The organism is Martelella sp. AMO21009 (genome assembly GCF_053484295.1).
Genome location: NZ_JBAKFR010000002.1, coordinates 30,344 through 57,117, shown reverse-complemented (window position 1 = coordinate 57,117; position 26,774 = coordinate 30,344). Strand labels below are relative to the sequence as shown.

The 26,774-nt window shown below is 62.7% G+C and carries 22 protein-coding genes; 16 read left to right on the top strand and 6 right to left on the bottom strand.

Annotation, left to right across the window (positions count from 1 at the left end; all coding sequences use genetic code 11):
- Positions 1-12: 12 nt before the first annotated feature.
- The 5 genes from V6766_RS02445 to V6766_RS02425 all read left to right on the top strand — a co-directional run bounded on the left by V6766_RS02445 (position 13) and on the right by V6766_RS02425 (position 6,266).
- Positions 13-1,317 (top strand): ABC transporter substrate-binding protein, encoded by a 1,305-nt coding sequence (locus V6766_RS02445; protein WP_448463283.1) that lies wholly within the window; start codon positions 13-15, stop codon positions 1,315-1,317.
- A gap of 98 nt (positions 1,318-1,415) precedes the next feature.
- Positions 1,416-2,261: a carbohydrate ABC transporter permease gene (locus tag V6766_RS02440; protein ID WP_448463281.1), complete on the top strand. Its 846-nt coding sequence runs from the start codon at positions 1,416-1,418 to the stop codon at positions 2,259-2,261.
- Positions 2,258-3,091, top strand: coding sequence for a carbohydrate ABC transporter permease (locus V6766_RS02435; protein WP_448463279.1), 834 nt, complete (start codon positions 2,258-2,260; stop codon positions 3,089-3,091). The genes V6766_RS02440 and V6766_RS02435 overlap by 4 nt, the downstream gene beginning before the upstream one ends.
- 13 nt (positions 3,092-3,104) lie before the next feature.
- Positions 3,105-5,201, top strand: coding sequence for an ADP-ribosylglycohydrolase family protein (locus tag V6766_RS02430; protein WP_448463277.1), 2,097 nt, complete (start codon positions 3,105-3,107; stop codon positions 5,199-5,201).
- 6 nt (positions 5,202-5,207) lie between these two features.
- Positions 5,208-6,266 carry an ABC transporter ATP-binding protein gene (locus tag V6766_RS02425; protein WP_448463275.1) on the top strand — a complete coding sequence of 353 codons (1,059 nt, stop codon included), beginning with the start codon at positions 5,208-5,210 and terminating at the stop codon, positions 6,264-6,266.
- Between the two features lie 12 nt (positions 6,267-6,278).
- On the opposite strand, the gene V6766_RS02420 is transcribed toward V6766_RS02425, so the two are convergent.
- Together V6766_RS02420 and V6766_RS02415 are read right to left on the bottom strand one after the other, a co-directional pair.
- Positions 6,279-8,081 carry an adenine deaminase gene (locus V6766_RS02420; RefSeq protein ID WP_448463273.1) on the bottom strand — a complete coding sequence of 601 codons (1,803 nt, stop codon included), beginning with the start codon at positions 8,079-8,081 and terminating at the stop codon, positions 6,279-6,281.
- Between the two features lie 76 nt (positions 8,082-8,157).
- A complete protein-coding gene (locus V6766_RS02415; RefSeq protein ID WP_448463271.1) occupies positions 8,158-8,769 on the bottom strand; it encodes a DsbA family protein in 612 nt (203 codons plus the stop codon).
- A gap of 275 nt (positions 8,770-9,044) precedes the next feature.
- Here V6766_RS02415 and V6766_RS02410 point away from each other — a divergent pair, with 275 nt between their 5' ends.
- The 6 genes from V6766_RS02410 to V6766_RS02385 all read left to right on the top strand — a co-directional run bounded on the left by V6766_RS02410 (position 9,045) and on the right by V6766_RS02385 (position 14,519).
- A complete protein-coding gene (locus V6766_RS02410) occupies positions 9,045-9,521 on the top strand; it encodes a DUF3830 family protein (RefSeq protein WP_448463269.1) in 477 nt (158 codons plus the stop codon).
- Positions 9,522-9,551: 30 nt separating this feature from the next.
- Entirely contained in the window at positions 9,552-10,577 is a 1,026-nt protein-coding gene (locus V6766_RS02405) for an ABC transporter substrate-binding protein (protein ID WP_448463266.1), read from the top strand.
- A gap of 311 nt (positions 10,578-10,888) precedes the next feature.
- The gene (locus tag V6766_RS02400) at positions 10,889-11,713 is read left to right on the top strand and encodes an ABC transporter permease (protein ID WP_448463264.1); all 825 of its coding nucleotides are present in this window, start codon (positions 10,889-10,891) and stop codon (positions 11,711-11,713) included.
- Complete coding sequence (locus V6766_RS02395) at positions 11,706-12,509, top strand: ABC transporter permease (protein ID WP_345899883.1); 804 nt, start codon at positions 11,706-11,708, stop codon at positions 12,507-12,509. The genes V6766_RS02400 and V6766_RS02395 overlap by 8 nt, the downstream gene beginning before the upstream one ends.
- Before the next feature lie 10 nt (positions 12,510-12,519).
- Positions 12,520-13,551: an ABC transporter ATP-binding protein gene (locus tag V6766_RS02390; protein WP_448463262.1), complete on the top strand. Its 1,032-nt coding sequence runs from the start codon at positions 12,520-12,522 to the stop codon at positions 13,549-13,551.
- Between the two features lie 35 nt (positions 13,552-13,586).
- A complete protein-coding gene (locus V6766_RS02385) occupies positions 13,587-14,519 on the top strand; it encodes a LysR family transcriptional regulator (RefSeq protein WP_448463260.1) in 933 nt (310 codons plus the stop codon).
- 34 nt (positions 14,520-14,553) lie between these two features.
- On the opposite strand, the gene modC is transcribed toward V6766_RS02385, so the two are convergent.
- The 3 genes from modC to modA are packed head-to-tail and all read right to left on the bottom strand — an operon-like array spanning position 14,554 to position 17,076.
- Positions 14,554-15,630, bottom strand: a complete 1,077-nt coding sequence (gene modC, locus V6766_RS02380) for a molybdenum ABC transporter ATP-binding protein (RefSeq protein ID WP_448463258.1) — start codon at positions 15,628-15,630, stop codon at positions 14,554-14,556.
- The gene (modB, locus tag V6766_RS02375) at positions 15,627-16,292 is read right to left on the bottom strand and encodes a molybdate ABC transporter permease subunit (RefSeq protein ID WP_448463256.1); all 666 of its coding nucleotides are present in this window, start codon (positions 16,290-16,292) and stop codon (positions 15,627-15,629) included. Before modB ends, modC begins: the two co-directional genes overlap by 4 nt.
- Before the next feature lie 37 nt (positions 16,293-16,329).
- Positions 16,330-17,076, bottom strand: coding sequence for a molybdate ABC transporter substrate-binding protein (modA, locus tag V6766_RS02370; RefSeq protein WP_448463254.1), 747 nt, complete (start codon positions 17,074-17,076; stop codon positions 16,330-16,332).
- A 172-nt stretch (positions 17,077-17,248) separates the two neighbouring features.
- Here modA and V6766_RS02365 point away from each other — a divergent pair, with 172 nt between their 5' ends.
- The 5 genes from V6766_RS02365 to V6766_RS02345 all read left to right on the top strand — a co-directional run bounded on the left by V6766_RS02365 (position 17,249) and on the right by V6766_RS02345 (position 25,263).
- Positions 17,249-19,669 (top strand): beta-mannosidase, encoded by a 2,421-nt coding sequence (locus V6766_RS02365; RefSeq protein WP_448463252.1) that lies wholly within the window; start codon positions 17,249-17,251, stop codon positions 19,667-19,669.
- A gap of 228 nt (positions 19,670-19,897) precedes the next feature.
- Positions 19,898-21,646, top strand: coding sequence for an ABC transporter ATP-binding protein (locus V6766_RS02360; protein ID WP_448463889.1), 1,749 nt, complete (start codon positions 19,898-19,900; stop codon positions 21,644-21,646).
- 246 nt (positions 21,647-21,892) lie between these two features.
- Positions 21,893-22,309 (top strand): universal stress protein, encoded by a 417-nt coding sequence (locus V6766_RS02355; protein WP_448463250.1) that lies wholly within the window; start codon positions 21,893-21,895, stop codon positions 22,307-22,309.
- 80 nt (positions 22,310-22,389) lie between these two features.
- Positions 22,390-24,003, top strand: coding sequence for a BCCT family transporter (locus V6766_RS02350; RefSeq protein ID WP_448463248.1), 1,614 nt, complete (start codon positions 22,390-22,392; stop codon positions 24,001-24,003).
- Positions 24,004-24,540: 537 nt separating this feature from the next.
- Positions 24,541-25,263 carry a GntR family transcriptional regulator gene (locus tag V6766_RS02345; protein ID WP_448463246.1) on the top strand — a complete coding sequence of 241 codons (723 nt, stop codon included), beginning with the start codon at positions 24,541-24,543 and terminating at the stop codon, positions 25,261-25,263.
- Between the two features lie 50 nt (positions 25,264-25,313).
- On the opposite strand, the gene apbC is transcribed toward V6766_RS02345, so the two are convergent.
- Positions 25,314-26,420: an iron-sulfur cluster carrier protein ApbC gene (apbC, locus tag V6766_RS02340; protein WP_448463244.1), complete on the bottom strand. Its 1,107-nt coding sequence runs from the start codon at positions 26,418-26,420 to the stop codon at positions 25,314-25,316.
- Between the last annotated feature and the right edge of the window lie 354 nt (positions 26,421-26,774).

The window sequence follows — 26,774 nt, the reverse complement described above, 5'->3', positions numbered from 1 at the left end:
GGAGGAAATGCCATGAACATGATGAGATTGCTGACCACCGCCGCCATCGTCGCCGGCACGGCGCAGTTTGCCGCAGCCCAGGAAAGGGTGACCTGGTGGTACGAGCAGGCGACGCCGGACCAACAGAAGCTGATTGCCGAAAATATCGTCGAGCCGTTCAACAAGGCCAATCCGGATTATGATCTGGTGGTCGACTATCGCGGCAACGAACTCGACAAGCAGTTGCGCGTCGCCATGCTGTCGGGCAACGGTCCGGACGTGGTCTATACGCCCGGCCCGAGCTATGTCGCGCCGATGGCCCAGTCCGGCCAGTTGATGGCGCTGGATGACTACGCCGCCGAATATGGCTGGAACGACCGCGTGCTCAAGGTCTTCCTCGAAATGGGGCGCTACAACGACAAGCTCTATGCCCTGCCCAAGACCTATGAAACCCTCGGCCTGTTCTATAACGAGACGCTGTTTTCGGAGAAGGGCTGGGAGGCCCCGACGACCCTCGATGAACTGGAGGCGCTTGCCGACAAGATGCTGCAAGAAGGCATCACGCCGTTTGCCGCCGGCAATGCCGACTGGCGCGGCGCGAATGAATGGTTCGTGACGCTGGCGCTCAACGCCGTCGCCGGTCCGGACAACATGAACAAGGCGCTGCGCGGCGAAATGCCCTGGACCGCCGAGCCTTTCGTTGAAGCGATCGACCGGCTGAATTCCTGGTGGGAAAAGGGCTATTTTGGCAAGAACTACTTTTCCTTGCAAAGTTCCGAGCAGGCCGCCGACATGTTGACCTCGGGCCGCGCCGGCATGATGCCGACCGGCACCTGGCAGTTCCAGAACGTCGCCGCCTATACCGGCCAAAATAGTAGCGAGGCCGGCTTTGTCGGCTTCCCGAGCGCAGATGGCGCGCCGGTGTTCCCGCTCGGCGTCGGTTCGACCTTCTCGATTGCGGAAAAGGCCGGCAATCCGGATGGTGCGGCCGCGGTCATCAACTTCGTGTTCTCGCCGGAAGTCTACGGTTCGATGAATTCGGCCTGGCAGGGCGAGTGGAACATTCCGCTGAAGGATATCTCCAACGTCAAGATGGCGGACGACGTGTCGCCGCTGTTCACCGACACGATGAAGACGCTCGCCGCCTCGGTCAATGACGGCAATTACGGCTACACCACCTGGACCTTCCTGCCGCCGGCGACCGACAGCTACCTGATCAACGGCATCGAGGAAGTCTGGCTCGACAAGATCGACACCGAGGCCTTCCTGACCAAGCTGAACGATACGTTCGAGAAGGAATTCAAGGACGGCAAGGCGCCGGCCGTTCCGGCTCGATAATCCAGATGACCTATCGGCGCGTCGCCCTTGCGGCGCGCCGCCCAACGCTCAAGGCGCACCCGGAAAGAAGCAGGTCTTCGCTCTGGAAAGGTAATTTCATGCATCGCCTCTATGTCCTGCCCACATTGCTGATCAATATCGTCATCATCGCCGTGCCGGCGCTTCTGACGATATTTCTGGCCTTTTTCGAATGGGACGGCATCACCGCGCCCAGTTTCGTCGGTCTCGGCAATTTCGAGGCGCTCTGGAATGACAGCGTGTTCTGGACGGCGCTGACTAATAACATCATCTGGACGCTGATCTTCCTGACGGTGCCGATCGCCATGGGCCTGCTGGCGGCGACGATGATGCTGGTGGCGCGCCGCGGCTCGACCTATTTCCAGGTGATCTACTTCCTGCCGGTCATCATCGCGACAGCGATCACCGCGCGCATATGGCAGGGCATGATCTTCTCGCCGATCACCGGCATCGCCGGGCTTCTGCAGCGCATGGGGCTCGATGTTTCCAATCCGCTGGCCGAAACCTCGACCGCGCTCTACGGCATCGCCACCGTCGACCTCTGGCACTGGTGGGGCTTTCTATGCGTCATCTTCTTTGCGGCACTCCGCCAGGTGCCGGCCGAGCAGGTGGAGGCAGCGCGGGTGGAAGGCGCGACCTTCACGCAGATCATCCGCTACGTGCTGCTCCCCGGCATACGCCCGACGATCACGCTGATGATGATCATGACCATCATCTGGTCGTTCCTCGTGTTCGACTTCGTCTACATCCTCACCCAGGGCGGCCCGGCCTTTTCCTCTGAAGTGCTGTCAACTTTCGCCTATCGCTCCGCCTTCTACGATCTGGCGGTCGGCAAGGCGGCGGCGATTTCCGTGGTGATCAGCCTGTTCGGCCTTGCGGCCACCATCTTCTACATCCGCAGCCAGGCGAAGGAATTCGAGCAATGAACACGACCGAAAGCCGCCTGACGCGCATCATCGCCTACATCACGCTCGGCGTTCTGCTCGCCATCACCCTGTTTCCGATCGCGCTTCTGGTGCTGAACTCGCTGAAGGGTTCGCAGGAGATCGTCCAGAACCCGCTGGCGCTGCCGTCGCAGCTGCGCTGGGACAATTTCACCCGCGCGTGGTCGGACGCCAATTTCAGCCGCACGCTGTTGAACTCGACGCTCCTGACCGGAATGACCATCGTGCTGGTCTGCACCACCGGCTCGCTGACGGCCTATGTTCTGGCGCGGCGCAAGATCAAGACCTGGAAGATCCTGACCTTCTATCTGCTGGCGAGCACCACTGCGCCGATCCAGCTCTTCCTGTTTCCGCTCTATTTCGGCTTCGCCCGGCTGGGGCTGATCAACAATCCGGTGGCCGTCGCCTTCATCTACACCGCCGTCTATTCGCCCTTCGCGATCATGCTGCTCCGGACCTATTTCCTGGCTGTCCCGAAAGAGCTGGAAGAGGCGGCGCTGATCGATGGCGCGACCCACTGGCAGGTGTTTTCCCGCGTATTCCTGCCAATCGTCTCGCCCGGCATCCTGACGGTGGCGCTGATCATCGGTCTCTATTCATGGAACGAGTTCCTGATCGCGACCACCTTCCTGCAGGGCCAGGACCGGCTCACGGCCGTGGTCTCGTTCTTCCTGCTGTCCGGCCAGTACTCGTCCGACTGGGGCGTGGTCATGGCGGCGGCGCTCATCATCATTCTGCCTATCGTAATTCTCTTCGTCCTGCTGCAGCGCCGCTTCATCGAAGGCATGGCCGGCGGCTCGGTGAAGGGCTGACAAGGAGCATTCAATGTCCATTCCCGCAGACTATCAGGACCGCGTCTATGCCGGCGTGCTCGGCAAGCTGATCGGCGTCTATCTCGGCCGCCCGTTCGAGAACTGGCGCTATCGCGACATTCTCGAAAAGCTCGGTCCGATCACCTATTACGTCCACGACCGTCTCGGCGATCCGCTGATCGTGACCGATGACGATATCGGCGGCACCTTCACCTTTCCGCGCGCGCTCGATGATTATGGCGTCTCCGCCGATCTGTCGTCGGAGGATATCGGCAGGGCCTGGCTCAACTATATCATCGAGGAACGCTCGATCCTGTGGTGGGGCGGAGCCGGCAATTCGACCGAGCACACAGCCTGGCTGAACCTCACCCGCGGCATTCCGGCACCCGCTTCCGGATCGATCGAAACCAACGGGACCACGGTCGCCGAGCAGATCGGCGCGCAGATCTTCATCGATGGCTGGGCGCTGGTCTCGCCCGGCAATCCGGCGCAGGCGGCAAAGCTTGCGCGCGCGGCCGGCTCCGTCAGCCATGACGGCGAGGCGGTCAACGCGGCGGTGCTGTGGGCGGCGATGGAGGCGGAAGCATTTGTCAGCAATGACGTCAATCATCTGCTCGACACTGGCCTTTCCTTCATTCCGAAGGACAGCCTGATCGCAAAGCTGATCGCGGATATCCGCGACTGGACCTCGGGCAATGAGGACTGGGAGGCCACGCGTCAGCGGATCGAGGACAATTACGGTTACGACAAATATCCCGGCAATTGCCATGTCGTGCCCAACCACGCGCTGATGATCATGGCGCTGCTCCATGCCCCGCACGATTTCCAGCGCGGGCAGATGATCGTCAATACGTCGGGCTGGGATACGGACTGCAATGCCGGCAATCTCGGCTGCCTGCACGGCATCATGCTCGGCCTTGACGGACTTGAGGCGGGGCCGGACTGGCGCGGCCCGGTGGCCGACCGGCTCTACATGTCGACGGCGGATGGCGGCCGTTCGGTGTCCGATGCGGTGGAAATTTCGCTCTGGCTTGCCAATCTCGGACGAAAGCTTGCCGGCGAAGACGCGCTTCCCGCGCCGAAGGGCGGCGCTCAGTTCCATTTCTCGTTGCCGGGCTCGGTCCAGGGCTTCCTGCCGCAGGGCGGCGATACCGCGCTTGCCGGCCTGAAGGTGACGGGAACTGGTTCGGCGCTCGCGCTCGACTATCACGCCCTAGCGCCGGGCCGCGAAGCGGCCGCGATGACGGCGGTCTTCTCCCCGCGCGATGCGACCCGCATGCGCACCTATGATCTGGTCGCAAGCCCGCGCATTCATGCCGGGCAGACGCTTCGGGCAGAGGTGCGCGCCGATGGCGGCAATTCCGGCGCGGTCGAGGCGAAGCTGCGCCTGCGCCATTACGACGGAACCGACACGCTCATCGATTGCGACATGCCGCATGCCGCTCCGCTTGCCCCGGGCAAATCCGCCACGCTTGAATGGGTGGTGCCGGAAACCGGATATCAGCCGATCGCCGAGATCGGCATCGTGCTCACCGCGTCGGCGGGCCGCAGCAATGGCCGCGTGCTTCTCGAAAGGCTCTGGTGGGATGGCTGCCCGGACGTCACCTTCAAGCGTCCGGCGGGCACCGGCGATTTCTGGCGGCGCGCATGGGTCAGCAATGTCCATTTCTTCTCCAAGCATTTCCAGCAGGATATCCGCATCAGCCAGAACCGCGGCGACGGCCTTATCCTGCAGGGCGGGCGAAGCTGGACGGATTACACGATAGAGGCCGATCTGATGCTGCATCTCGGCGCCTATGGCGGGCTGGTGCTGAGGGCCGAGGGTCAGCGCCGCTACTACCTTGCCCGGGTCACGCTCGACGGCGCGCTCGAGATCGTGCGGCGCAAGGATGGAGTTGAAGACGTGCTTGCCTCCACCCCGTATGAAACCGCGCTCGAAAGCGCCTTTACCATGACGGCGAGCGTTTCCGGCAACCGCATCGCGGCCCGGATCGGCGATACGCGCATCGAAGCCACCGATGACAGCTTCCCCGGCGGCGCCGCCGGCATGCTGGTCCATGAGGGCGCGCTGTCATCCACCCGCATCCGGGTCCGGCCGGTTCAGGAGTAAAACCCCATGGCAAGTGTAACGCTCAACAAGGTCGCCAAGCGCTATGGCAGCGTCGAGGTCATCCATGGCGTCGATGCCGAGATTGCGGATGGCGAATTCGTGGTGCTGGTCGGTCCCTCCGGCTGCGGCAAGTCGACATTGCTGCGCATGATCGCGGGGCTCGAGGATATTACCGGCGGCGAGATATCGATCGGCGGCAAGGTGGTCAACGCGCTGCCGCCGAAGGCCCGCGACATCTCCATGGTGTTCCAGAACTACGCGCTCTATCCGCATATGACGGTTGAGGAGAACATGGCGTTCTCGATGACGCTTGCCGGCGCGTCGAAGGAGGAAAAGAAGCGAAAGGTCCGCGAGGCCGCCGAAATCCTCGGCCTGACGCCGCTTCTGGAGCGCAAGCCGCGCGCGCTTTCCGGCGGCCAGCGCCAGCGCGTGGCCATGGGCCGCTCGATCGTGCGCAATCCGCAGGTCTTCCTGTTCGACGAGCCGCTATCAAACCTCGACGCCAAGCTTCGCGTGCAGATGCGCGGCGAGATCAAGACGCTGCATCGCCGGCTGAAGACCACCATGGTCTATGTCACGCACGATCAGATCGAGGCGATGACCATGGCCGACCGGATCGTGGTCATGCAGGGCGGGCGGATCGAGCAGGTCGGCTCGCCGCTGGAACTCTACGATCGCCCCGCCAATGCTTTCGTCGCCCAGTTCATCGGCTCGCCGGCCATGAACCTGTTCCCCGCGACTGTCAGCGGCGGGCAGCTCGCGCTTGCAGGCGGCGCGCCTTCGGGCATTGCAGCGCCGGCGAGCCTTGCCGAGGGTCATGAGGTGCTGATCGGCAAGCGCCCGGAGGAAATCCGGCTGGCATCGGAAGGCCCGTTGCAGGCGAGCGTCGAGAATATCGAGCCGACCGGATCGGAAACTTTTGTCGAGCTCCGCTTCGGCGATCAGCCGCTTTCGGTGGTGCTCCGGGATCGTCCGGATTTCGAGATCGGCGCAGGCCAGGCGCTGCAGCTTGGCCATGGCGCATTGCACATCTTCGACCGCAAGAGCGGCGAACGGCTGAACTGAGGGGGGCCGGCCTCAGACCGGCTCGAACAGGGCGGTGATCTCCATCTCCGGCACCAGCACCAGGCCCTTGTCGGTGATCCGGATTTCGGGGATCACGGAAAGCGGGATCAGGTTGAAGCCCATATAGGGGATGGAGCAGCCGGCCTCTTCCCAGGCAAGCTTCAGCACGCGCAGGTCGTCGGCCACGTCGTGAACGCGCTTGTCGGAGAGAAGCTCCGCGATCGGCAGTTCCACCATGGCGCGGACCTTGCCGTCGGCAACCACGCAGACGCCGCCCTGCTTTTCCTCGATCGCGCGCACCGCCGCTTGCATGTCGGCCTCGTTTGTGCCGGCGACGATGATGTTGTGGCTGTCATGACCAACCGAGGAGGCGACCGCGCCGCGCTTCAGCGAGAAGTTCGACAACAGGCCGTGGGCGACATTGCCGTCGGACTTGCCGTGGCGCTCGACCACGGAGACGAAGCAGAGATCGTGGCGGTCGAAATGGCTCTGCCAGTCATTGGCCGGCTCCAGCTCGATCACCTCGTGAACCGCCATGATCCCCGGCAGTTCGGTGCGGATGCAGTGGGCCTTGACCCGCTCGACCGGCAGTTCGGGAACGAGCTTTACTTCCTTGGGCAGCTTGACGGTGTGATAGGCGGCATCGGGATAGCGCCAGCGCTCCGAAAGCGCCTCGTCGAGCGTCGCGGTCACCTTGCGGTCCTCGACCATCAGTTCGCCGCCATACCAGGTGTTGATCGGCTGCAGCGTATCGTCGAGCAGCACCAGATCGGCCCGCCTGCCGCCGCCGAGACCGCCGATCTCGTCGCCGAGGCCGAAGCGGGTGGCGCCGTGGAGCGAGCCCATCGCCCAGGCCTGTTCCGGCTTCATGCCGGCCTTCACCGCCTGGCGCGTCACCCAGTCCTGGCCGAACATCAGGAGATCGTCGGCATCGCGGTCGTCAGTGCACACCGCCACGCGCTTGTGAGAAGCGCCGAGCTCGGTGATCGCCTTGATCGCTTCCGGAAGCGAATGCCACGGCGTGGTCGGCGGACCGCCGCGCAGGAAGATCCAGACGCCGGCCTCCAGAAGGTCGTTGGCGATATCGCGATCGATCGCCTCATGGGTGTCGGTGACGCCGGCCGCGGCATAGGCGGCCACGAACTCGCGGCCATAGACATGGCCGGAGACCGGCCGGCCGCGTTTCAGCGCCTCGGCGATGATCGCATGCGAGCGCTCGTCGCTCATGGCAACCGGCACGAAATCCATCTTCTCGCCAAGCGCCAGGGCTTCCGGCCATTTGTCGAAGATCTGGGCGATCTTGTCCGGCGTCAGGTCGCCGCCGGCTGTTTCCATCTCGGCGGATGTCGCGGGCACGGTGGAGGGCACGGTGAGGTAGATCGAAAGCGGCGCCTGGCGGGCATCCTCCAGCATCGCCTCGACGCCGGCGACGTCCATGACATTGCCGATCTCGTGGCTGTCGCAGAAGATCGTGGTGGTGCCGTTCAAGAGCGCCGCCTCGGCATAGGCGCAGGCCGTCACCATGCTGCTCTCGATATGCAGGTGCGGGTCGACAAGGCCGGGCGCGATGATGCCGCCCTTGACGTCATAGCTTGCGGCCGAGCGGCCCTGATAGCTGCCGGCGGGCTTCACGGCGGCGATCCGCCCGCCGGAAAGCCAGATTTCGCGGTCCTCGAGTATTCGCTCGCTATAGGTCGACAGCAGCCGCGCGCCGGCGATCACCAGATCGGGATCAGCCCTGCCGGAAGCGACATCGGCAAGCTTTCGGGTCATGTCTGAAAGGGGGGCGACGGAAAAGCGGGTCAGTGTGCTCATGCTCGGCTCTCGTGCTGTTGGAAACCGAGAGGCTATAGGCCCGTTGGCTGGCGGTCCAGCCCCTTATCGCGCCGTTTTACGCGGCGCGGGCCTTGGCGATGGCTTCTTCCAGAAGCGCGCGGTCGAGAACGCCCGGATAGACCGTCCGGCCGATCACGAAGGACGGTGTGCCGTTGAACTGGAAGGCTTCGGCCTGATGGTAATTGCGGTCGAGAAGGGCCCCGATCGCATCCTGGTTTTTTGTCACGCTCGCGGCGATCGCATCGAAATCGAGCCCCGCATCGGTCAGGATTTCCTCGACCTTTTCATGGGTCAGCCGGGTCTTGGCCCGCATCAGCGCGTCGAGCGCGGTCTCGTAGTCGCCGAGTGCTGCCGCGCCCTGCACCGCCTGAGCGGCATAGACCGAGACCGGCCCGAAGATCGGCCAATCCTTCATCACCAGCTTGACATTGCCGTCTCTGGCGACGACGTCGCGGATCATCGGATAGTCGCGCTTGCAATAGGTGCACTGGAAATCGAAATATTCGACCACCGTCACATCGCCCTCGGGATTGCCGAGCACGGGGGCGGCCGGATCGGCGAAGACCTCTTTCGGGGATGGCTCATGGGCAAGGGCGGGGCGCAGAGACAAGGCGGAAAGCCCGCCGGCAGCCAGCATTCCCGTCAAAATCGTGCGTCTGTCGATCATGTTCATCTCCGCGTTATCGTCCGGCAGTAGACCGCCCGAAATAGGCCAAGGCAAGCGGCGATGCCGAAAATCAGCGACCTGTCCGCTCACATTCGCGCGAGCGCGTGAGCGACGCGAACAGGGGCCGAGGCTTTGCGGCATTTGGATCGTTCCCTAAAAGCGTGGCGATGCGCGAGGCACGATAAAAATTTCTGATCGGCGCATGCGAAATTGAAATTGGACAGCGCTCGCGAATTTCCGGTTTCCTGCTCGTTGAAATGATTGGGAGCCCTTCTGTGAGCGATAAAAAACTTTATCTTAAATTCGTGGATGCTAATGTTCAGGGCATAATTTCCCTTTATTGGGAAAACGCCCCCGAGACCTGCGCCGCCCTGTGGGGCGCGCTCGAAAAGCCGATCCAGTGGCCAGCGACCCACGCGATCTTCTCCGGACCCGAAATCATGATGGGCCTGCCGGAGGAGGCGCGCAATTTCGACCCGACCAAATTGCCGCCGGAAAACCAGACCATCCTGCCCGAGCCGGGCGAACTGCTGTGGTTCTATCAGCCGAAGAACTTCTTCAAGATCGATCCCGACGAGTTCTGGGAGATCGGCATGTTCTACGGCGTCGGCGGGCGCACTTTTGGCCCGACCGGGTGGATACCCTGCACCTATTTCGGCAAGATGACGGAAAATCTCGAGGCGGTCGCGGCCCAGTGCCGGCTGATCCGCACCGAGGGCGCAAAGAAAGTGGAGATCGGGCGCCTCGCCTGATCATCCGATAACCAAGAGGAAGGGAATAGCATGAAACTTGTTACAGCAATGCTGGCCGGTGTTTCGGTGGTTGCCGCCGTGCCCGCCTTCGCCGCGGAAATCACCATCAATTCCTTCGGCGGCGCCTATGAGGAGGCGCACCGCAAATGCGTGATCGATCCGTTCACGGCCGAAACCGGCGCCGACGTCAAGATCGTCACCGCCTATTCGGCCGATGCCTTCGCCCAGCTTCGCGCCCAGAAGGACGCGCCGCAATATGACGTGATCCACTTCTCCGGCGGCCAGGAAATCGTCGGCGCCAAGGAAGGTCTGCTCGCGCCGATCGATGCGGCGAAGCTTTCCAATGCCGCAGACCTCTACCCCTTCGCCGGCGCGAAGATGGCGGAAGGCGAGGGCCCGGCCTACCAGATTGCCGCCATCGGCCTGCTTTACAACAGCGACGAGCTTTCCGAAGCGCCGTCCAATTGGGCGGACCTGATGGAGCCCGAGCTTGCCGAGGGGCTGGTGCTCACCGATATCTCCAATACCTACGGCCTGTTCGGCTTCCTGATGCTGAACCAGGTTGCCGGCGGCGATCTCGACAATATCCAGCCGGGGCTCGACGCGGTGAAGGCCATGCTTGAAAACGGCGCTTTCGTGGTTTCGAAATCGCCGGAAATCCAGCAGGCCTTCGCCCAGGGCGGCACTTTCGTGGCGCCCTATGCCTCCGACTATGCCTATACGCTCAGAAAGGCCGGCCTTCCGATCAAGTTCCAGCAGGGCGCGGAAGGCACGCCGGCAAGCTACATCACGGCCAATCTGGTGGCCGGCCGCGACAATCAGGATCTGGCGCTGAAGTTCATCGATACCGAGCTTTCGCCGGAGGCCCAGGCCTGCTTCGCCGAGGCGCTGCGCTATACGCCGACCAATTCCAAGGCCGAATTGCCGGACGAAGTGGCCGCCGACGTCGCCTATGGCGAGGAAGGCGTGGCAAGCCTGCTGCGTTTCGACCCGGAAACGATCGAGGCCAACCGCGCCGACTGGGTGGTTGAGTGGAACAAGGCAATCGCGCAATAAGGCGGTGCGCCGGCCCCGCATCCCGGCTTGGCCGGGGTGCGGGGTGAAACATTGAAGTCGGAGCCGCATCGACCCTGCGGCTTGCGCCCGTTACGCTCTCCCGCTTGCGGGAGAACTGCCCCGAAAAGGGCGGTGGGATGAAACGGCGTGCCCATTCGTGAGGGCATCCAAGTGGATGGACTCGCCCCTCACTGTCGCTTTCGCGACATCTCTCCCCGCCGGGGCGAGAAGATTGGGGGGCTATGCGGGACGGATGCGCTATGTTTAGACGCTTCTACCGCGCGCAGCATCAACAAGAGGAAATCCAGCGGATGAAGTCCGACCGTGCAGAAAACGCGCTTCTGGTGTCGCCCGGCCTGCTGCTGCTGGCGCTGGCGTTCTTCCTGCCGATCGCGCGCATGCTGATGCTGTCGGTCATGGGGCCGGAGGGCTTTACCCTTGCCCATTTTGCCGAATTTATCCGCGAGCCCTATTATCTCAACGTGCTGTGGCGCACGATCCGGCTGTCCTTCATCATCACGCTGATCGCAGCGCTTGTCGGCTTTCCGCTTGCCTATATCATGGCGCGCGCCGGGCCGCGGCTCAGGCTGTGGCTGATCATCGTAATCCTGCTGCCGCTGATGACCAGCGTGGTGATCCGCACCTTCGGCTGGATGGTGATCTTCGAGCGCGGCGGCATCATCTCCTCCACGCTTTACGATCTCGGGCTGGTGAAGCGCAATTTCACGCTGATGCGCACCGAAACCGCGATCGTGATCGGCATGGTGCAGGTGCTGTTGCCGTTCATGACGCTGTCGATCCTCGGCGTCGTTACCCGCATCGACCAGCGGCTGGAGGAAGCCGCGCGCACCATGGGCTGTTCGTTCCTGCAATCGTTCCGGCATGTGGTGCTGCCGCTTGCCATGCCGGGCATCGCCGCCGGCTCGCTCCTGGCCTTCACGCTGTCGGCGAGTTCGTTCGTGACGCCGAGTCTCCTTGGCGGGCCGCGTCTCCAGGTGTTGGCGGCCTCGATCTATTCCTCGGTCACGCAAACCCTCGACTGGCACTTCGCCGCCGCCCAGGCCGTGATCCTGTTCCTCGGCATCGCGCTCACCCTCATCCCCTATTTCAGGCTGACGGGAGGCCGTCATGGTTAAGGCCGTTCCGCTATGGCTGAAGATCGCGACGGTGGTGTTCATCGCGCTGATCGTGCTGGTCATGCTGGCGCCGCTGGTGGTGGTGATCGGCACCTCGTTTTCGGCCAACCAGTTCATCGCGTTCCCGCCGAAAGGCTTCTCGCTCGAATGGTATCAGAAGGTGCTGTCATCGAGCGCCTATCTCTCATCAGGGGCCTTGAGCCTCGGCATCGCGCTGCTGGTGACGCTCTCCTCCGTCACCATCGGCGGCGCGGCGGCGATCGCGATCCACCGGAGGCAATTGCCCCAATCGGAGCTGCTCGGCGCGCTGTTCCTGTCGCCGCTGATCCTGCCGACGATCATCTACGCCATCGGCCTGTTGATGTTCTGGAGCGCCGCTTTCGGGCCGGTCTCCTTCGTCACGCTGTGGATCGGCCATACCGCGATCACGCTGCCCTATGTGGTGCGCACCACGCTCGCCGTTTTGAGCGAGTCCGATCCCTTCATCGAGGAGGCGGCCCGCACCATGGGGGCGGGGCGCATCCAGAGGCTCGTGTTCGTGGTGCTGCCGCAATGCCGGCCGGGGCTTGCCGCCGGCGCGTTCTTCGCCTTCAACATCTCGTTCGACGAGGCGGTGCTGTCGCTGTTCCTGCGCACCCCGGACATGACCACGCTGCCGGTGCAGATCTACGGCCAGCTCGAATTCAGCCCCGACCCCTCCGTCGCCGCGGTCTCCACGATCATGATCGCGCTCACCGTCATCCTCATTCTGGTTATCGACCGCGTGCTCGGTATCCGGAAATTCGCCTCGGCCTAGGAATATAATCATGTCGGATATTCATCTCGATCGGATCAGGAAGTCCTACGGCAAGGTAGAGGTCCTTCACGGCATCGACCTCGCGCTGTCCTCTGGCGAATTCGTCAGCCTGCTGGGGGCATCCGGCTGCGGCAAGACCACGCTTCTGCGCACCGTTGCCGGGCTTGAGGCCGTCACCGGCGGTCATGTTGTCATCGATGGCCAGGATGTGACGGGACTGCCGCCGGAAAAGCGCGATATCGCGATGATGTTCCAGTCCTATGCGCTGCTGCCGCATCTGAGCGTTTACGAGAATGTCCGCTTTCCGCTGCGCATGCGCCGGATCGGCATGCGCGAGGAGCAGGATGAGCGGGTCAAGGCTGCGCTGGAGACGGTGCAGCTCGGCCATCTTTCCGACCGCTATCCGCGCCAGCTTTCCGGCGGCCAGCAACAGCGCGTGGCGCTGGCCCGCGCCATCGTCTCCAACCCGAAAGTGCTGTTGCTCGACGAGCCGCTTTCCAACCTCGACGCCCGGCTGCGCGAGGACATGCAGGTGGAGCTGATCGAGATCCACCGCCGCCTCGGGCTCACCACGCTGTTCGTGACCCACGACCAGGAGGAGGCGCTGAGCCTCTCCGACCGGGTGGTGCTCCTGAACGCCGGCAAGGTCGAGCAGGAGGGCGCGCCTGCCGAGATCTACGCCCGCCCGGCGACCGCGTTCGTCTCCGGCTTCATCGGCTCTGCCAATGTGTTGAAGGGCGAGCTTGAGGCGGGCGGCATCGTGGTGCTGGAGGATGGGCAACGCCTCGCGGTTTCGACGGAAGCGCCGGCCGGCCCGGTCTCGGTCGTATTGCGGCAGGAGGATTTGGCCGTCGCAGCTTCAGGCGAGGGGCTGAAGGCGAAGGTCAAGACCCGGGTCTATCTCGGTGCCCGCAACCGTTATGTGCTGGATCTTGCAGGCGAGACCATCCGGCTTCTGACCGACAACGAGACCGTGCTGCAGCCGGGCGACGAGGTCGCGCTTTCCATCGATCCCGAACGCATTCGCGTTCTTGCCCGCTGACCCTGATTGTGCGTCCCTGCGGAGGCTGGTAGCGTATGGCGATGCGCATCATCGACATGGCCACCTTCGTGGCGCTTGCCCGCAACCGGCATTTCGGCCGCACCGCCCGGGAGCTGAACACCACCCAGCCGGCCATTTCCTCGCGCCTTGCCATTCTCGAGCGCGATTACGCCTGCCGGCTTGTGGAGCGCGGCGACCGCGAATTCCGGCTGACGCCGGCGGGCGAGGAGGCGCTGCGCGTTTTCCAGGATGTGCTGGAAAAGCTCAACACGCTGAAATCCGACCTGAAGGAGGGCGGCAGCGACGCCGCCTATATCGTGCGCATTGGCGCGATCGATTCCGTGGTCGCCACCTGGATGCCCGATTTCATCGAGGCGCTGAGCCAGGCGATGCCGAATCTCAGGGTCGAACTGACGATCGAGGGCACGCGCGATCTCATCGCCGGCCTCGCCCATGGCGAGTTCGACCTGATTTTCGGGATCGAGCCCGCGATCGGCGACAGTTACCGCTCCTTCATCATCTGCTATTACGAAATGGTCTGGGCTGCGGCCCCCGCGGCGGTCGACCGCAACACCACCTACAGCGTCGACGAATTGTCGCGGATGCCGATCATCACCTTCCCCAAGGGCACGCCGCCCTATGCCTATGTCGCGCCCTATTTTCAGGACGAACGGGTGCTGGCCTCCAAACTGACCAGTTCCAACTCGCTGTTTGCGATGATCAATCTGCTGATCGGCGGCTTCGGCCTCGCCGCGATCCCCTCGGTCGCGATCGCGCGCGAACTGGAGAACGGCCTGCTGTGCCGGGTCAATGTTGCCAAACCCTTCCCGCCAATGCCGATCGTCGCCACCTATCAGACGGCCGTTGGCCAGAACATCCTGCGCGGCGTCGCCGAGCACGCCCGCCGCAGCGCCGCCGATTTCTGCCGCAAAGTATCCTCGGAAAGCGCCTGGGTGCCGGGCGGATAGCGGCGGGCCGAGGCGCTGTCGGATAGCGGCCGCGTCAACCGATGATCGCTACCGACTTGATCTGGGCATAGACGGTCATGCCGGGTTCCAGGTCGAGGAGATGCGCCGAGCGGGCGGTCACGCGCGCCATCACGATCTTCTTGCCGATCTCCAGATGCACGATCATGGTGGAGGGATGATCGCCCCGTGCCATCTCGCGCACCGTGGCGGGGATGCGGTTGATGATCGACACGTGCGGATTGTCGGTGAGCGCGATCGAGACGTCGCGGGCATGGATCATCAGGCGCACCGGCTCGCCGACCTGTTTTCCGGTATGGGCGATCCACAGCGCGCCGCCTTCGAACTTGGCAAGCGCGAGATGCCAGTGGAGGTCGATATCGGCGATCCGCGCGTCGATCGAAATCCCGGCGCGGTGTTCATGTGCCATCGGCAGGTCGAGGCGGGCAAGCGTTTCGGCAGTGGGGCCGGAAGCGATGATGTGGCCGTCCCGCATTACCGCAAGATGATCGGCGAGCCGCGCCACCTCGTCCGGCGCGTGGGTGACATAGAGCGCCGGAATCGAAAGGCTCTGCCTGAGGTTTTGCAGATAGGGAAAGATCTCCTGGCGCGCGTGGATGTCGAGCGCCGACATCGGTTCGTCCATCAACAGCAGTTTCGGCTGCGAAAGCAGCGCGCGGGCGATCGCGACCCTTTGGCGCTCGCCGCCGGAAAGCCGCGCCGGCATGCGCTCCAGAAGGTTGGAAAGACCGAGCAATTCAACGAGTTCGTCAAACCGCGCCTTGCCATCGCGCTTCGCCCGCTTCTCGCCATAGCGGAGGTTGTCGGTAACGGTCAGATGGGGAAACAGATTGGCCTGCTGGAACACATAGCCGACCTCACGGCGATGCGGCGGCCGGAAACGTCTGCCGTCCTGCCAGACCTCGCCATCGATCGAGAATTCCCCGTCCGGCAGGTGTTCCAGTCCCGCGAAACAACGCAGCAGGCTGGTCTTGCCGCAGCCGGAGGGACCGAACAACGCGGTGACCCCGCTTTTCGGAAACCGGAACGATGCATCCAGCAAAAACGCGCCGAAACGGCCGGCGAAGCGGGCGGAAAGTCTGTCACCGTTCATGGAAAGCGCCTCCGCATGCGTCGCTCGATCAGCATTGTCGACAGGATGACGATGAAGGAAAACGCCAGCATGCCGGCGGCGAGGATATGCGCCTTGCCCCATTGCAGGGTCTCGACATAGTCGTAGATCGCCACCGAGAGCACCTTGGTCTTGCCGGGAATATTGCCGCCGATCATCAGCACCACGCCGAACTCGCCGACGGTATGGGCAAAGCCGAGGATCGCGCCGGTGATGAGGCCGGGGCGGGCAAGCGGCAGGGCTATGGAGAAGAAGCGGTCGACCGGTCCGGCCCTCAGCGTCGCGGCCGCCTCCAGCGGATCATTGCCGATCGCCTCGAAGGCGTTGCGCACCGGCTGCACGGCAAAGGGCAGCGAATAGATCACCGAGCCAACCACGAGACCCGCGAATGTGAAGGGCAGGGTGAAGCCGATGGTTTCGCCGATCGCAGCGCCCAGCGGGCTTTGCGGGCTGAGCGCGATCAACAAATAGAAGCCGAGCACCGTCGGCGGCAGGACGAGCGGAAGGGCGACGATTGCGCCGATCACTTCCTTCCACCATGTGTGCGACCGCGCCAGCCACCACGCAAGCGGCACGCCCAATATCATCAAGAACACGGTCGTGACGCCGGCAAGTTTCAGCGTCAGGAATACGGCTTCCCACATTATTTCCGCTCCAGGGCCCATTCCCGACGGCCAGGAATCACGACGGCAGCCGGTAGCCGTGATTTCCGACAATTTTGCGGGCGGTATCGCCCTTCAGGAAGCTCATAAACGCCCGCGCCGCGATATTGTTCTCGCCCTTGTTCAAAAGAACCGCGCCTTGGGCAATCGGGCTGTACAAATCGGCCGGCACCTCATAGCGCGAGCCGCCAGGTTTGCCGACAAGCTGAGATAGGGCCACGAAGCCGAGCGCGGCATTGCCGGTGGCAACGAACTGGTAGGCCTGGGTGATGCTTTCCCCCTCGACCAGCCGTTCCGCGAGCGTCTCGTAGAGGCCGAGCGCCATCATCGCTTCCACTGCCGCCGCGCCATAGGGAGCGGTGCGCGGGTTGGCGATCGCCAGTTTTGCGAAGCGGTCGGGATGGAACAGCACCTTGCCTTCCGGGTCCACAAGGTCGGGATCGGTGCTGTAAAGCACCAGCGCGCCGAGCGCATAGACGAAGGCGCTGCCTTCCACCGCGTATCCTTCGGCGATCGCGCGCGCGGGGCGCGCCTCGTCGGCTGCGAGAAACACGTCAAACGGCGCGCCGTGAATGATCTGGGCATATAGCCTGCCGGTTGAGCCGAAACTCAGCACCGCATCATGTCCGGTCTCTTCGTGAAAGGCTTTGGCGATCTCCTCCGCGGTGCCGGTGAAATTGGCGGCAACGGCGACGGTGACCTCGCCGGCGGCGGCCGGCGTCGCGAGCGGCAAAAGCAGGAGGGCGAGAAGGAAAAGACGGCGCATCATGGTCTCCAGGGACGGATACGGGAAATGTGCCTGCTGATTGCGCAGGGGTCAAATGCGCCCTGCGCGACAAGACGCCGCAAAATTCTACCGCCGCCCCTTTAAAATCGGTTTAGAGAGAACCAAAAAGCCTTTAGTAAGGTGTCGTTTCAATTCAACGGACGGAAGCAGCATGACGGATATTCTCGATCTCAACGACGACTGGGTGTTTTCCTCCGACGCTCACAACAGTTCCGTCACGCTGTCCGCGCCCGGCGATGTCCATTCCGCGCTGCTGGCCGCCGGCGCGATCGAGGACCCCTATTACCGCGACAACGAGCCCAGAACCGATTGGGTCCACGAGGCCGAATGGGTCGCCGTCAAGCGCTTCCAGCTTTCCGATATCGAGGGCGGCCGGTTCACGCTGCGCTTCGAAAGCGTCGACTGCCTGGCCGAGGTCAGCGTTAATGGCAAGCCTGCCGGACGCTGCGAGAGCCAGTTCCTGCGCTATGACTTCGACGTGACCGGGCTGTTGCGTGCGGGCGAGAACGAGATCGCGGTGCGGTTCCTTTCCAATTCGCGAGAGGCCGAACGCCGCGCGAAAGCCTCCGACTTCCCGATTCCCTATACCAAGAACAGCCGGATCGGCCATTTGAACTTCCTGCGCCGGGCGCAATGCCATGGCGGCTGGGACTGGGGGATCGCGCTGTCGCCGCTCGGCTTCTATGGCGATATCACGCTGGTGCGCACCGGCGATCTGAGGCTTGACGACGTCGCGATCCGTCAGCGTCACGAGGGCGGCGCGGTGGAACTGGACGTGACCTTCCATGCCTTCGCCTTTGCGCCTTCCGAAGCCGAGGCGGTGGTCGAAATCGACGGCGCGCGGGCGACGGGCATGCTGACCGCATGGCCCGGGGAGAACCGGGTCACGGTAACGGTGCGGGTCGAAAATCCGCGGCTCTGGTGGCCGGCGGGCCACGGCGAGCAGGCGTTTTACGATCTCGCGGTTTCGCTTGGCGATGAGCGCCGCGATTTCCGCATCGGCCTGCGCAGCGTTGCCCTGCTGACCAACGCCGACAAGATCGGCCACCGTTTCGCCTTCCGAATCAACGGCCGCGAGATCTTCATGAAGGGCGCCAACTGGATTCCGGGCGACGCCCTGCCGGCCCGCGCGACGCCCGACCAAGTAAGCGACCTGCTGGTCTCGGCGGTCGAGGCCAATATGAACATGATCCGCGTCTGGGGCGGCGGGCAGTATGAGGCCGACTGGTTCTACGAACTCTGCGATGAACTCGGCATCATGGTCTGGCAGGATTTCATGTTCGCCTGCAGCCACTATCCCGCCCATGAACGACGCTTTCTCGATCTGGTCCGTGTGGAAGCCCGCCAGCAATTGCGCCGGCTGTCGCGCTTCGCTTCGATCGCGCTGTGGTGCGGCGACAATGAACTGGTGGGCGCGCTCAGCTGGTACGAGGAGAGCATCGAGAACCGCGACCGCTATCTGGCGATCTATGACCGCCTCAACCACGCGCTCGAGGAAGCGGTCGAGGATGAGGCGATCGGCCTGCCGTTCCGCCCGTCATCGCCCTCGGTCGGGCGGCTCGATTTCGGCGATGGCTGGCATGTCGATACCTCCGGCGACATGCATTTCTGGGATGTCTGGCACTCGGCCAAGGATTTCGAGCATTACCGCACGGTCCGCCCGCGTTTCTGCTCTGAATTCGGCTTCCAGTCGTTTCCCTCGATGCGGGTGATCGAAAGCTTCACCGCGCCGGAGGACCGTAATGTCTCCTCCGCAGTCATGGACGTCCACCAGCGCAATATCGGCGGCAACAGCCGGATCGTTGAAACCATCGCGCGCTATTTCCGCTTCCCCGACAGTTTCGAGGACATGGTCTATCTGAGCCAGCTTTCGCAGGGCCTGGCGATGAAGACGGCGATCGAATTCTGGCGTTCAAACAAGCCGCGCACCATGGGCACGCTGTTCTGGCAGTTGAACGACACCTGGCCGGTGGCAAGCTGGTCGAGCCTCGAATATGGCGGCGGCTGGAAGACCACGCAGTATCTCGCCCGCCGCTTCTTCGCGCCGCTGATGGTGACGGCGGAACCGGACCCGGCAACCGGCGCGATCGTTCTGCTCGCGGTCTCCGATATCGAGGACGAAAAGCCGATCACCGTCAGGCTGCGCACCGTGAATGCCGCCGATGGCACGGTTTCCGAACTGGGAACCTATGACGTGGTCACCAGCGTGGATGCCGTGGTTGAGATCACCCGCATCCGTCCCGAAAGCCTTGGCGAAAGCACCTTCCTTCTGTTCGACTGGCGCGACGGCGACGGCAATCATCTCGGCGAAAACGAGTATCTGCCGCAGCGGTCGAAAGCCTATCGCTTCGGGGAGCCGAACATCGCCGTCCACGCTGAAGACGACCGGATCATACTCGCAACTGATCGGCCGGCGCTCTATGTGACCTATGATCACGGCGGCGACGACATCTATTCCGACAATTGCTTCACGCTGCTGCCGGGCGAAGACAAGGTGCTGACGGTGACCCGCAGACGGACCTCGCATCTTCCGCGCGAGGGCGCCCCGGCGCTGCGGTATTTGAGGGGCTGATAAGACACACCTCTGTCTTGTTCTTCGTTCACCGGGACGTGCGGGCCTTGCCCTTGCGCGACGATTGGCCTATTTGTCGGCGCCCAATGCCGAATGGGACGATGAGCGCACGACAGTGTTGCCGCGCGACAGCGAAGGGCCCTAATCGATATGGAACAACGCATCCCAATGCCCAGAACCTCTGTTTTCAAGCGTCTGCTCGACAAGGTCGCAGCGCGATTTATTCCCATGGCCAACCGCAGCCTGCTTTATCGGCTGCTGTCGGAGAACCTGCGCGACCAGGCTCCATGGTATGCTCTGGCGACGGTCGCCATGCTGATTGTCGCCGGCATGACCTCCATGAGCGCATGGATCATGAAGGACATCGTCAACGAAACCGTGGTTTCGAAAGACATGAACCGCATGTTCATGCTTGCGGGCGGCGTGGCGCTGATCTTCATCGTCAAGGGCATCGCGACCTACTTCCAGATCGTGATCCTGAGCAAGGCCGGCAACAATATCATCGCCAAGACGCAAAGCAGCATCTTCAGCCGGATCCTGCAGCAGGACTTGAACTTCTTCATCCGGTTTCCGTCCTCCGACCTTGTCATGCGCCTGACCAACAACGCCCAGGCAGCAAGGACGGCGATGGATCTGATCCTGACCTCGGCAATCCGCGACCTGTTTTCGCTGATCGGGCTGGTCATCGTGATGTTCATCCAGCAGCCTATCCTTTCGCTTGTTTCCTTTATTCTCGGACCTGCAGCTTTTATCGGCGTTCGCTACCTGACCAACAAGGTCCGCCATATCATGCAGCAGGAACTCACCGCCTTCGCAAAGATCATCGAAAGCGTTCAGGAAGCCTCCACAGGCGTGCGCATCATCAAGGCGTTTGGCCTTGAGGAGCACATGCGCAAGCGCATGGACCTGCAGGTCTCCCAGGTGGAGCATCGGGCCAACAGCATCGCCCGGCTTTCCGCGGCCACAAGCCCGATCATGGAAACGCTGTCGGGTCTGGCAATCGCCGGCGTGATCGCGCTGAGCGGTCTTTGGGTTGTCGGCGGCAGCCAGACCCCCGGTGAGCTGATGTCGTTTATCACCGCTTTGCTTCTGGCCTATGAGCCGGCCAAGCGGTTGGCCCGCATGCGTGTGAATCTTGAATCGGCCATGGTCGGCGTCAGGATGATGTACGAGCTCAAGGACCATCCAATCATGCTGACCGAAGCCGAAAACCCCCAGCCGGTCCCTCCGGGCGGTGGCGAAATCATCTTCGACAATGTCGGTTTCTCCTATGACGAGAACAAACCGCTGTTCGAGAACCTGAACCTCGTCTTTCCCGCGGGCAAGACCACGGCTCTGGTGGGCGCGTCCGGCGGCGGCAAATCGACGATCATCAATCTCGTCATGCGCATGTTCGACCCCGATGAAGGCACGATCACGGTCAACGGTCTCGACCTCAGGCAGGTGTCTTTCGAGTCGCTTCGCGCGCACATGTCCTATGTCGGTCAGGATACATTCCTGTTCAACGGCACGGTGAGGGACAATCTGGAGCTTGGTCGTCAGGGAGCCACCGAAGAGGAAATCATCGAGGCGGCCAAGGCGGCCCATGCGCACGATTTCATCATGAACATGAACAATGGTTATGACTCGCTCGTCGGCGAAAACGGCGGCAATCTTTCCGGCGGCCAGAAACAGCGTCTGGCCATTGCCCGCGCGATGTTGCGCGATGCCGATATCCTGATCCTCGACGAGGCGACGAGCGCGCTGGATTCCTATGCCGAATCGCTGGTGCAGGATGCGCTGAAGCGGCTGACCAAGGATCGCACCACGATCGTGATTGCCCACCGGCTGGCAACGATCACATCGGCCGACAACATCGTCGTTCTCGAAAACGGGAAGATCCTGGAGCAGGGGCCGCAGCGAGAGCTTCTCGCCCATGACGGGCCCTACCGGCGCCTCTACGAGTTGCAGATTCTTCCCCAGCTCGAAGAGGCCTGATCGCCGTCCTCCGATTTTTTTGAAAAGCCATGGCTGCCCCTGCGCGCCATGGCTTTTTTTGCGTCCGCTTCAGCCCGACACAGCGACAATATGCCTCGCTCGATTTGCGGGGCATGCACCGAAATGCTAAACAGAATGTGGCTTTTTCGTGATCGGCATATGTCGTGCTGGCGAAAGGTCCCACAGGGATTGTGGAAGAGGGAAGGAAACCGGCGGGTCGGCAAACCCGCAAATCCAGGAATCGCGATGTTTACGAAAATCATGGTACCCGTCGATCTGGCCCATGCGGAGAAGCTTGAGCGCGGCCTGAAGGCTGCGGGCGATCTCGGCAAGCTCTATGGCGCATCCGTCGTCTATGTCGGCGTCACGTCATCGGCGCCGGGGGCGCTTGGCCACAATCCGGAAGAATACCGGCAAAAGCTCGACGCCTTTGCGAAAGCGCAGGAATCCGAACACGGCTTGGCGACCGACATTCATGTTGTCGTCGCCCACGATCCGGCCGTCGACATCAACCAGTCGCTCGCACGCGCCGTAGATGAGCTTGGCTGCGATCTGGTGGTGATGGCAACCCATGTGCCCAACCTTGCCGACCATTTCATGCATTCCCATGGCGGGCAGCTTGCAACCCACACCAAAGCCTCGGTGTTTCTGGTTCGCGGCTGAGCCGTTTCAAGATTAGACATCGCGGATCGTCGGGCGCCCAGTCCGGGCCGATGCGTCGAAATGAAACAAGGAGATATTTCATGTCCGACACGGGGATACCCGAGCCTGAGGGCGAGACAGACATCATCGAGACCGATTACGAAATCGGCCAGGACAATATCACCACCAATATCGGGCCCTTCGGTCTCGACATCCACAACCCGGTCTTTCTGATCTCGGGTCTTGCCGTCGTCGCCTTCGTGCTGGTCACGCTTGCCTTCCAGAATCAGGCTGAGACCGTCTTCAACGGGTTGCGCGACTGGCTGACCTCGACCTTCGACTGGTTCTTCCTTCTGGCCGGCAACGTCTTCGTGCTGCTCGGCATCTATCTGATCTTCTCGCCCTACGGCAAGATCCGCCTCGGCGGCGCGGACGCCAAGCCGGATTATACCTATACCGGCTGGTTTTCGATGCTGTTTGCCGCGGGCATGGGCATCGGGCTGATGTTCTACGGCGTTTCCGAGCCGATTTCGCATTATACAAGCTCGATCGCGGAGAATGCCGGAACGCCCGAAAGCTGGGCTCCGCTCGGCGGCGCGCCGGGCGACACGGTGAAGGCGCAGTCGCTTGCCATGTCGGCGACGATTTTCCACTGGGCGCTTCATCCCTGGGCGATCTACGCCATCGTCGCGTTGGCGCTTGCGCTGTTTTCCTACAATAAGGGCCTGCCGCTCGCCATGCGTTCGGTGTTCTATCCGATCTTCGGCGAACGCGTCTGGGGCTGGACCGGCCATGTCATCGATGTGCTGGCGGTTCTCGCGACCCTGTTCGGGCTCGCGACCTCGCTCGGCATCGGCGCGGAACAGGCCAATGCCGGCCTCAACCATATCTTCGGTCTGCCGGTGAGCGAAGTCTCCAAGGTGGTGCTGATCGTCTTCATTACCGGCATCGCGCTCACATCGGTGGTCGCGGGCATGGATGCCGGCGTCCAGCGGCTTTCGAAGATCAATATGGCGCTTGCGGCCCTGCTGCTTGTGTTCGTGGTCGCCGTTGGTCCCACGCTTGCCATTCTCAGCGGCATATTCACCAACTTCGTGGACTATGCCCGCTATCTGCCGGAGCTTGCCAATCCGTTCGGCCGGAGCGACAAGAACTTCCTGGATGGCTGGACCTCGTTCTACTGGGCCTGGTGGATTTCCTGGTCGCCCTTCGTCGGCATGTTCATTGCCCGCGTTTCGCGCGGCCGAACGGTGCGCGAGTTCATCACCTGCGTGCTGGTCATTCCGTCGGTTGTCTCGATCGTATGGATGACGGTGTTCGGCGATACCGCGATCCGCGAGATCATCGTCAACAACTATGAGGCTCTTGCCCAGGCGCCGCTTGATCTGAAGCTGTTCATCATGCTGGAGGCGCTGCCGCTGGCGACGATCACATCGGTTATCGGCATCGTCCTCGTCATCGTGTTCTTCGTGACCTCGTCGGACTCCGGCTCGATCGTGATCGACACGATCACCGCAGGCGGCAAGGTCGATGCACCGGTGCCGCAGCGCGTGTTCTGGGCAAGCTTCGAGGGACTTGTGGCGATCGCGCTGTTGCTCGGCGGCGGCCTGACGGCGCTGCAGGCGATGGCCGTGTCGACGGGTTTCCCGTTCACCTTCGTGCTGTTGCTGGCCTGCTTTGCAATCGTGAAAGGGCTCAGAAGCGAGCCGCGTTAAGCCAAACGTGGCTGAGCGTATTCAAAGGCGGCGTCCCCAGCGGGCGCCGCCTTTTTGTTTGGGGGGCTTTGCGCCAGTCTTCCGCATCGCATCCGCTGAAAAAATGCAAATCGATTTACAACCGGCGCGGCGGCTTGCAACTTCCGCGTAATCGCTGTAGGCAAGTGTACAACCTGTCACAACGTTAAAGTGCGGGCAGGAAGGGTCAACCGAGTTGTATTTCCGATGACATTTTCTGATTTTCATCGCTTTCAGTCTTCTTTTTCAGCCGTCGCCGCGTGCCCGATCGGGGCCCCGGCGTTTTCCCCTGTCCGGCATTGCAGCCGGAGGTTTTGGAGCGGCGAACGCCACCGGACGATCTGGTGACGCGTCCGGACATTTCGAGCGACAGGTCTCGATGAAGGCCCGGCGGCGATGTCGAAGCCGCAGCGCCGAGATTGCCTGCGCGGCCTATGCCGCATTTCCGGCCTAATCCAGGTTCTTTACCAGCGTCTGACGATTATTCGTCGGATCACTCTCTGTTTTCGGAGAAAGTGAATGAGCGCACCGCGACACAAGCAACTGACCCGGGCCCTGCGTGAGGAGCTCACCTCCGGCCAATTCAAGGTCGGCGACAGACTGCCACCTGAAGTGGAATTTGCCGCCCAGCGCGGCGTGAGCCGCACCACGCTCAGGCGGGCCTTGAGCGAGCTGGAGGCGGAGGGTCTTGTGGCCCGGCGCAAGCGGGTCGGTACGATCGTGACCGCGCTCACGCCCCAGCTTCATTTCCGGATGAGAACCAATTCACTGGCGGAGCTGATGCGCCTTGAGCGCGAAACCGTGCTCGACATCTGGACCACCCGAATGGTGGCGGAGGGCGAGGAGCCGCTGTTGCGGGGCAGGGGGTGTCACGACGGGAAGTGGCTGGAGGTGATCGGCGTCAGGCGCATGTCGGGCCGGCTGCGGGCGTTTTGCTGGAACCACATGTTCATTCCCGGCCGCTATGCCGGGCTCGAGCCGGCGCTGGCGCGCCACGGACTTGCCTCGGTCTCGGGCCTGGTCGCGGAAATCTATGACCGGCCGGTCGAGCGGGTTGTGCAGAATGTCAGCGCAATCGCCTGTCCGCCGGCGGCCGCCGATGCCATCGGCATTTCGGCGCTTTCCCCGGCGCTTTCGATTGAATCGGAAGTGTTCAGCCGGGATGACGAGCTGATACTCCTGGCGCACGCGATCTACGACCCCGCCCGGTTTCAGCTCCGAAATGAGGCTAGTCTCTATTGAGGCCGTGTCCGGTGTGTCGGGCCTGACCTCTGTCAGACGTCGAGCTGGCGCTATTCGAAAACGATCGACGGCGCCGAGCGGGTGCGGGCATTGAGGCCTTCATGTACGGCCCTGGCGATCGACCGGTAGGCCGCCGCATGCGGTCCGTCGGGCTGATCGACGACGACCGGCGTGCCGGCATCCGATTTTTCGCGGATGTCGATCGCGAGCGGCACCTCGCCCAGAAACGGGACGCCGATCTTCTCCGCTTCGTCTTTCGCGCCGCCATGGCCGAAAATATTGTGGGTCGCGCCGCAATCGGGGCAGATAAAGGTGCTCATGTTCTCGACGATGCCGAGCACGGGCACCGAGACCTTGTTGAACATGGCGATCGCCTTGCGGGCGTCGATCAGGGCCAGGTCCTGCGGGGTCGAGACCACCACGCTGCCGGCGAGCGGCACCTGCTGGGCCATGGTGAGCTGGGCATCGCCGGTGCCCGGCGGCATGTCGACCACCAGCACGTCGAGCTCGCCCCAGGCAACTTCGCGCAGCATCTGCATCAGCGCCGACTGCACCATCGGCCCGCGCCAGATCACGGCGGTGCCCTCGTCGACCAGAAAGCCGATCGACATCACCTTCAGGCCGAATTTTTCCATCGGCATGATGGTGCGCCCCGGGCCCTGCATCGGACGGCCGGAAAGGCCGAACAGTCTCGGAATGGACGGCCCGTAAATATCGGCGTCGAGCAGGCCGACCTTCAGCCCTTCGGCGGCAAGGCCAAGCGCCAGATTGACGGAGGTGGTGGACTTGCCGACGCCGCCCTTGCCGGAGGCGACCGCGATGATCGATCCGATGCCCGGAATATCCGGCTTGGCGGGCTGTTCCGGTTTTTTCGGCGGCTCGGTCGAGCGCGGTTTCTGATCGCTGGCCGGCTTGTCGGCCGTCAGCGTCACGAAGGCCTGGCGGGCGCCGGGGATGGATTCGGCCGCGTTGGCCGCGGCCTGTCGCACGGGTTCAAAGGCTTTCGCGTCCCCGCCCGGCACGGTCAGCGAGAAATAGATCTTCCCGTCGGTCACGAAAATGTCGGAGACAAGCCCGCTGAAGGCAAGCGGTTTGCCATCGGGAAGGTTGACGGCTTCAAGGCTTCTGAGAACCTGCTGGCTGGTGATTTCGGTCATGAAACTGATCCTTGGGTGTAAGCCCTAGATAATGGGAAATGCCGCACGCGCCAATGGCAAAGCCGGAATCCAGACTTTCGGCGCAATGGTTTTTGGCAAGGGGGCGACATCCGGAGCAGCCGGACAAAGGGCGGCAGCAAGTCGCCAGAAAGAACAGTGCCGGGGATCGCCCAAGCAAAACGATAGAAACGCCGGCGCTTTTGAAGGAACCCGAAGGTTCAAGGCGCCGGCGTTTCTATTGTCTTAAGTCCGCGCTCTTGGGCGCGTATTTGTTTTCATCCCCTCTGGAACTGTCGAGAAGATGGACTATTCGGTTTGCCTTTGCAAGCAGCTTTTTTACGGCTGGAACAATGA

Bases quoted from the DNA above. Each gene is read 5' to 3' on its own strand.
- V6766_RS02445 (WP_448463283.1), top strand. From the start codon at position 13: ATGAACATGATGAGATTGCTGACCACCGCCGCCATCGTCGCCGGCACG.
- V6766_RS02440 (WP_448463281.1), top strand. From the start codon at position 1,416: ATGCATCGCCTCTATGTCCTGCCCACATTGCTGATCAATATCGTCATC.
- V6766_RS02435 (WP_448463279.1), top strand. From the start codon at position 2,258: ATGAACACGACCGAAAGCCGCCTGACGCGCATCATCGCCTACATCACG.
- V6766_RS02430 (WP_448463277.1), top strand. From the start codon at position 3,105: ATGTCCATTCCCGCAGACTATCAGGACCGCGTCTATGCCGGCGTGCTC.
- V6766_RS02425 (WP_448463275.1), top strand. From the start codon at position 5,208: ATGGCAAGTGTAACGCTCAACAAGGTCGCCAAGCGCTATGGCAGCGTC.
- V6766_RS02420 (WP_448463273.1), bottom strand. From the start codon at position 8,081: ATGAGCACACTGACCCGCTTTTCCGTCGCCCCCCTTTCAGACATGACC.
- V6766_RS02415 (WP_448463271.1), bottom strand. From the start codon at position 8,769: ATGATCGACAGACGCACGATTTTGACGGGAATGCTGGCTGCCGGCGGG.
- V6766_RS02405 (WP_448463266.1), top strand. From the start codon at position 9,552: ATGAAACTTGTTACAGCAATGCTGGCCGGTGTTTCGGTGGTTGCCGCC.
- V6766_RS02400 (WP_448463264.1), top strand. From the start codon at position 10,889: ATGAAGTCCGACCGTGCAGAAAACGCGCTTCTGGTGTCGCCCGGCCTG.
- V6766_RS02395 (WP_345899883.1), top strand. From the start codon at position 11,706: ATGGTTAAGGCCGTTCCGCTATGGCTGAAGATCGCGACGGTGGTGTTC.
- V6766_RS02390 (WP_448463262.1), top strand. From the start codon at position 12,520: ATGTCGGATATTCATCTCGATCGGATCAGGAAGTCCTACGGCAAGGTA.
- V6766_RS02385 (WP_448463260.1), top strand. From the start codon at position 13,587: ATGGCGATGCGCATCATCGACATGGCCACCTTCGTGGCGCTTGCCCGC.
- modC (WP_448463258.1), bottom strand. From the start codon at position 15,630: ATGAACGGTGACAGACTTTCCGCCCGCTTCGCCGGCCGTTTCGGCGCG.
- modB (WP_448463256.1), bottom strand. From the start codon at position 16,292: ATGTGGGAAGCCGTATTCCTGACGCTGAAACTTGCCGGCGTCACGACC.
- modA (WP_448463254.1), bottom strand. From the start codon at position 17,076: ATGCGCCGTCTTTTCCTTCTCGCCCTCCTGCTTTTGCCGCTCGCGACG.
- V6766_RS02365 (WP_448463252.1), top strand. From the start codon at position 17,249: ATGACGGATATTCTCGATCTCAACGACGACTGGGTGTTTTCCTCCGAC.
- V6766_RS02360 (WP_448463889.1), top strand. From the start codon at position 19,898: ATGGCCAACCGCAGCCTGCTTTATCGGCTGCTGTCGGAGAACCTGCGC.
- V6766_RS02355 (WP_448463250.1), top strand. From the start codon at position 21,893: ATGTTTACGAAAATCATGGTACCCGTCGATCTGGCCCATGCGGAGAAG.
- V6766_RS02350 (WP_448463248.1), top strand. From the start codon at position 22,390: ATGTCCGACACGGGGATACCCGAGCCTGAGGGCGAGACAGACATCATC.
- V6766_RS02345 (WP_448463246.1), top strand. From the start codon at position 24,541: ATGAGCGCACCGCGACACAAGCAACTGACCCGGGCCCTGCGTGAGGAG.
- apbC (WP_448463244.1), bottom strand. From the start codon at position 26,420: ATGACCGAAATCACCAGCCAGCAGGTTCTCAGAAGCCTTGAAGCCGTC.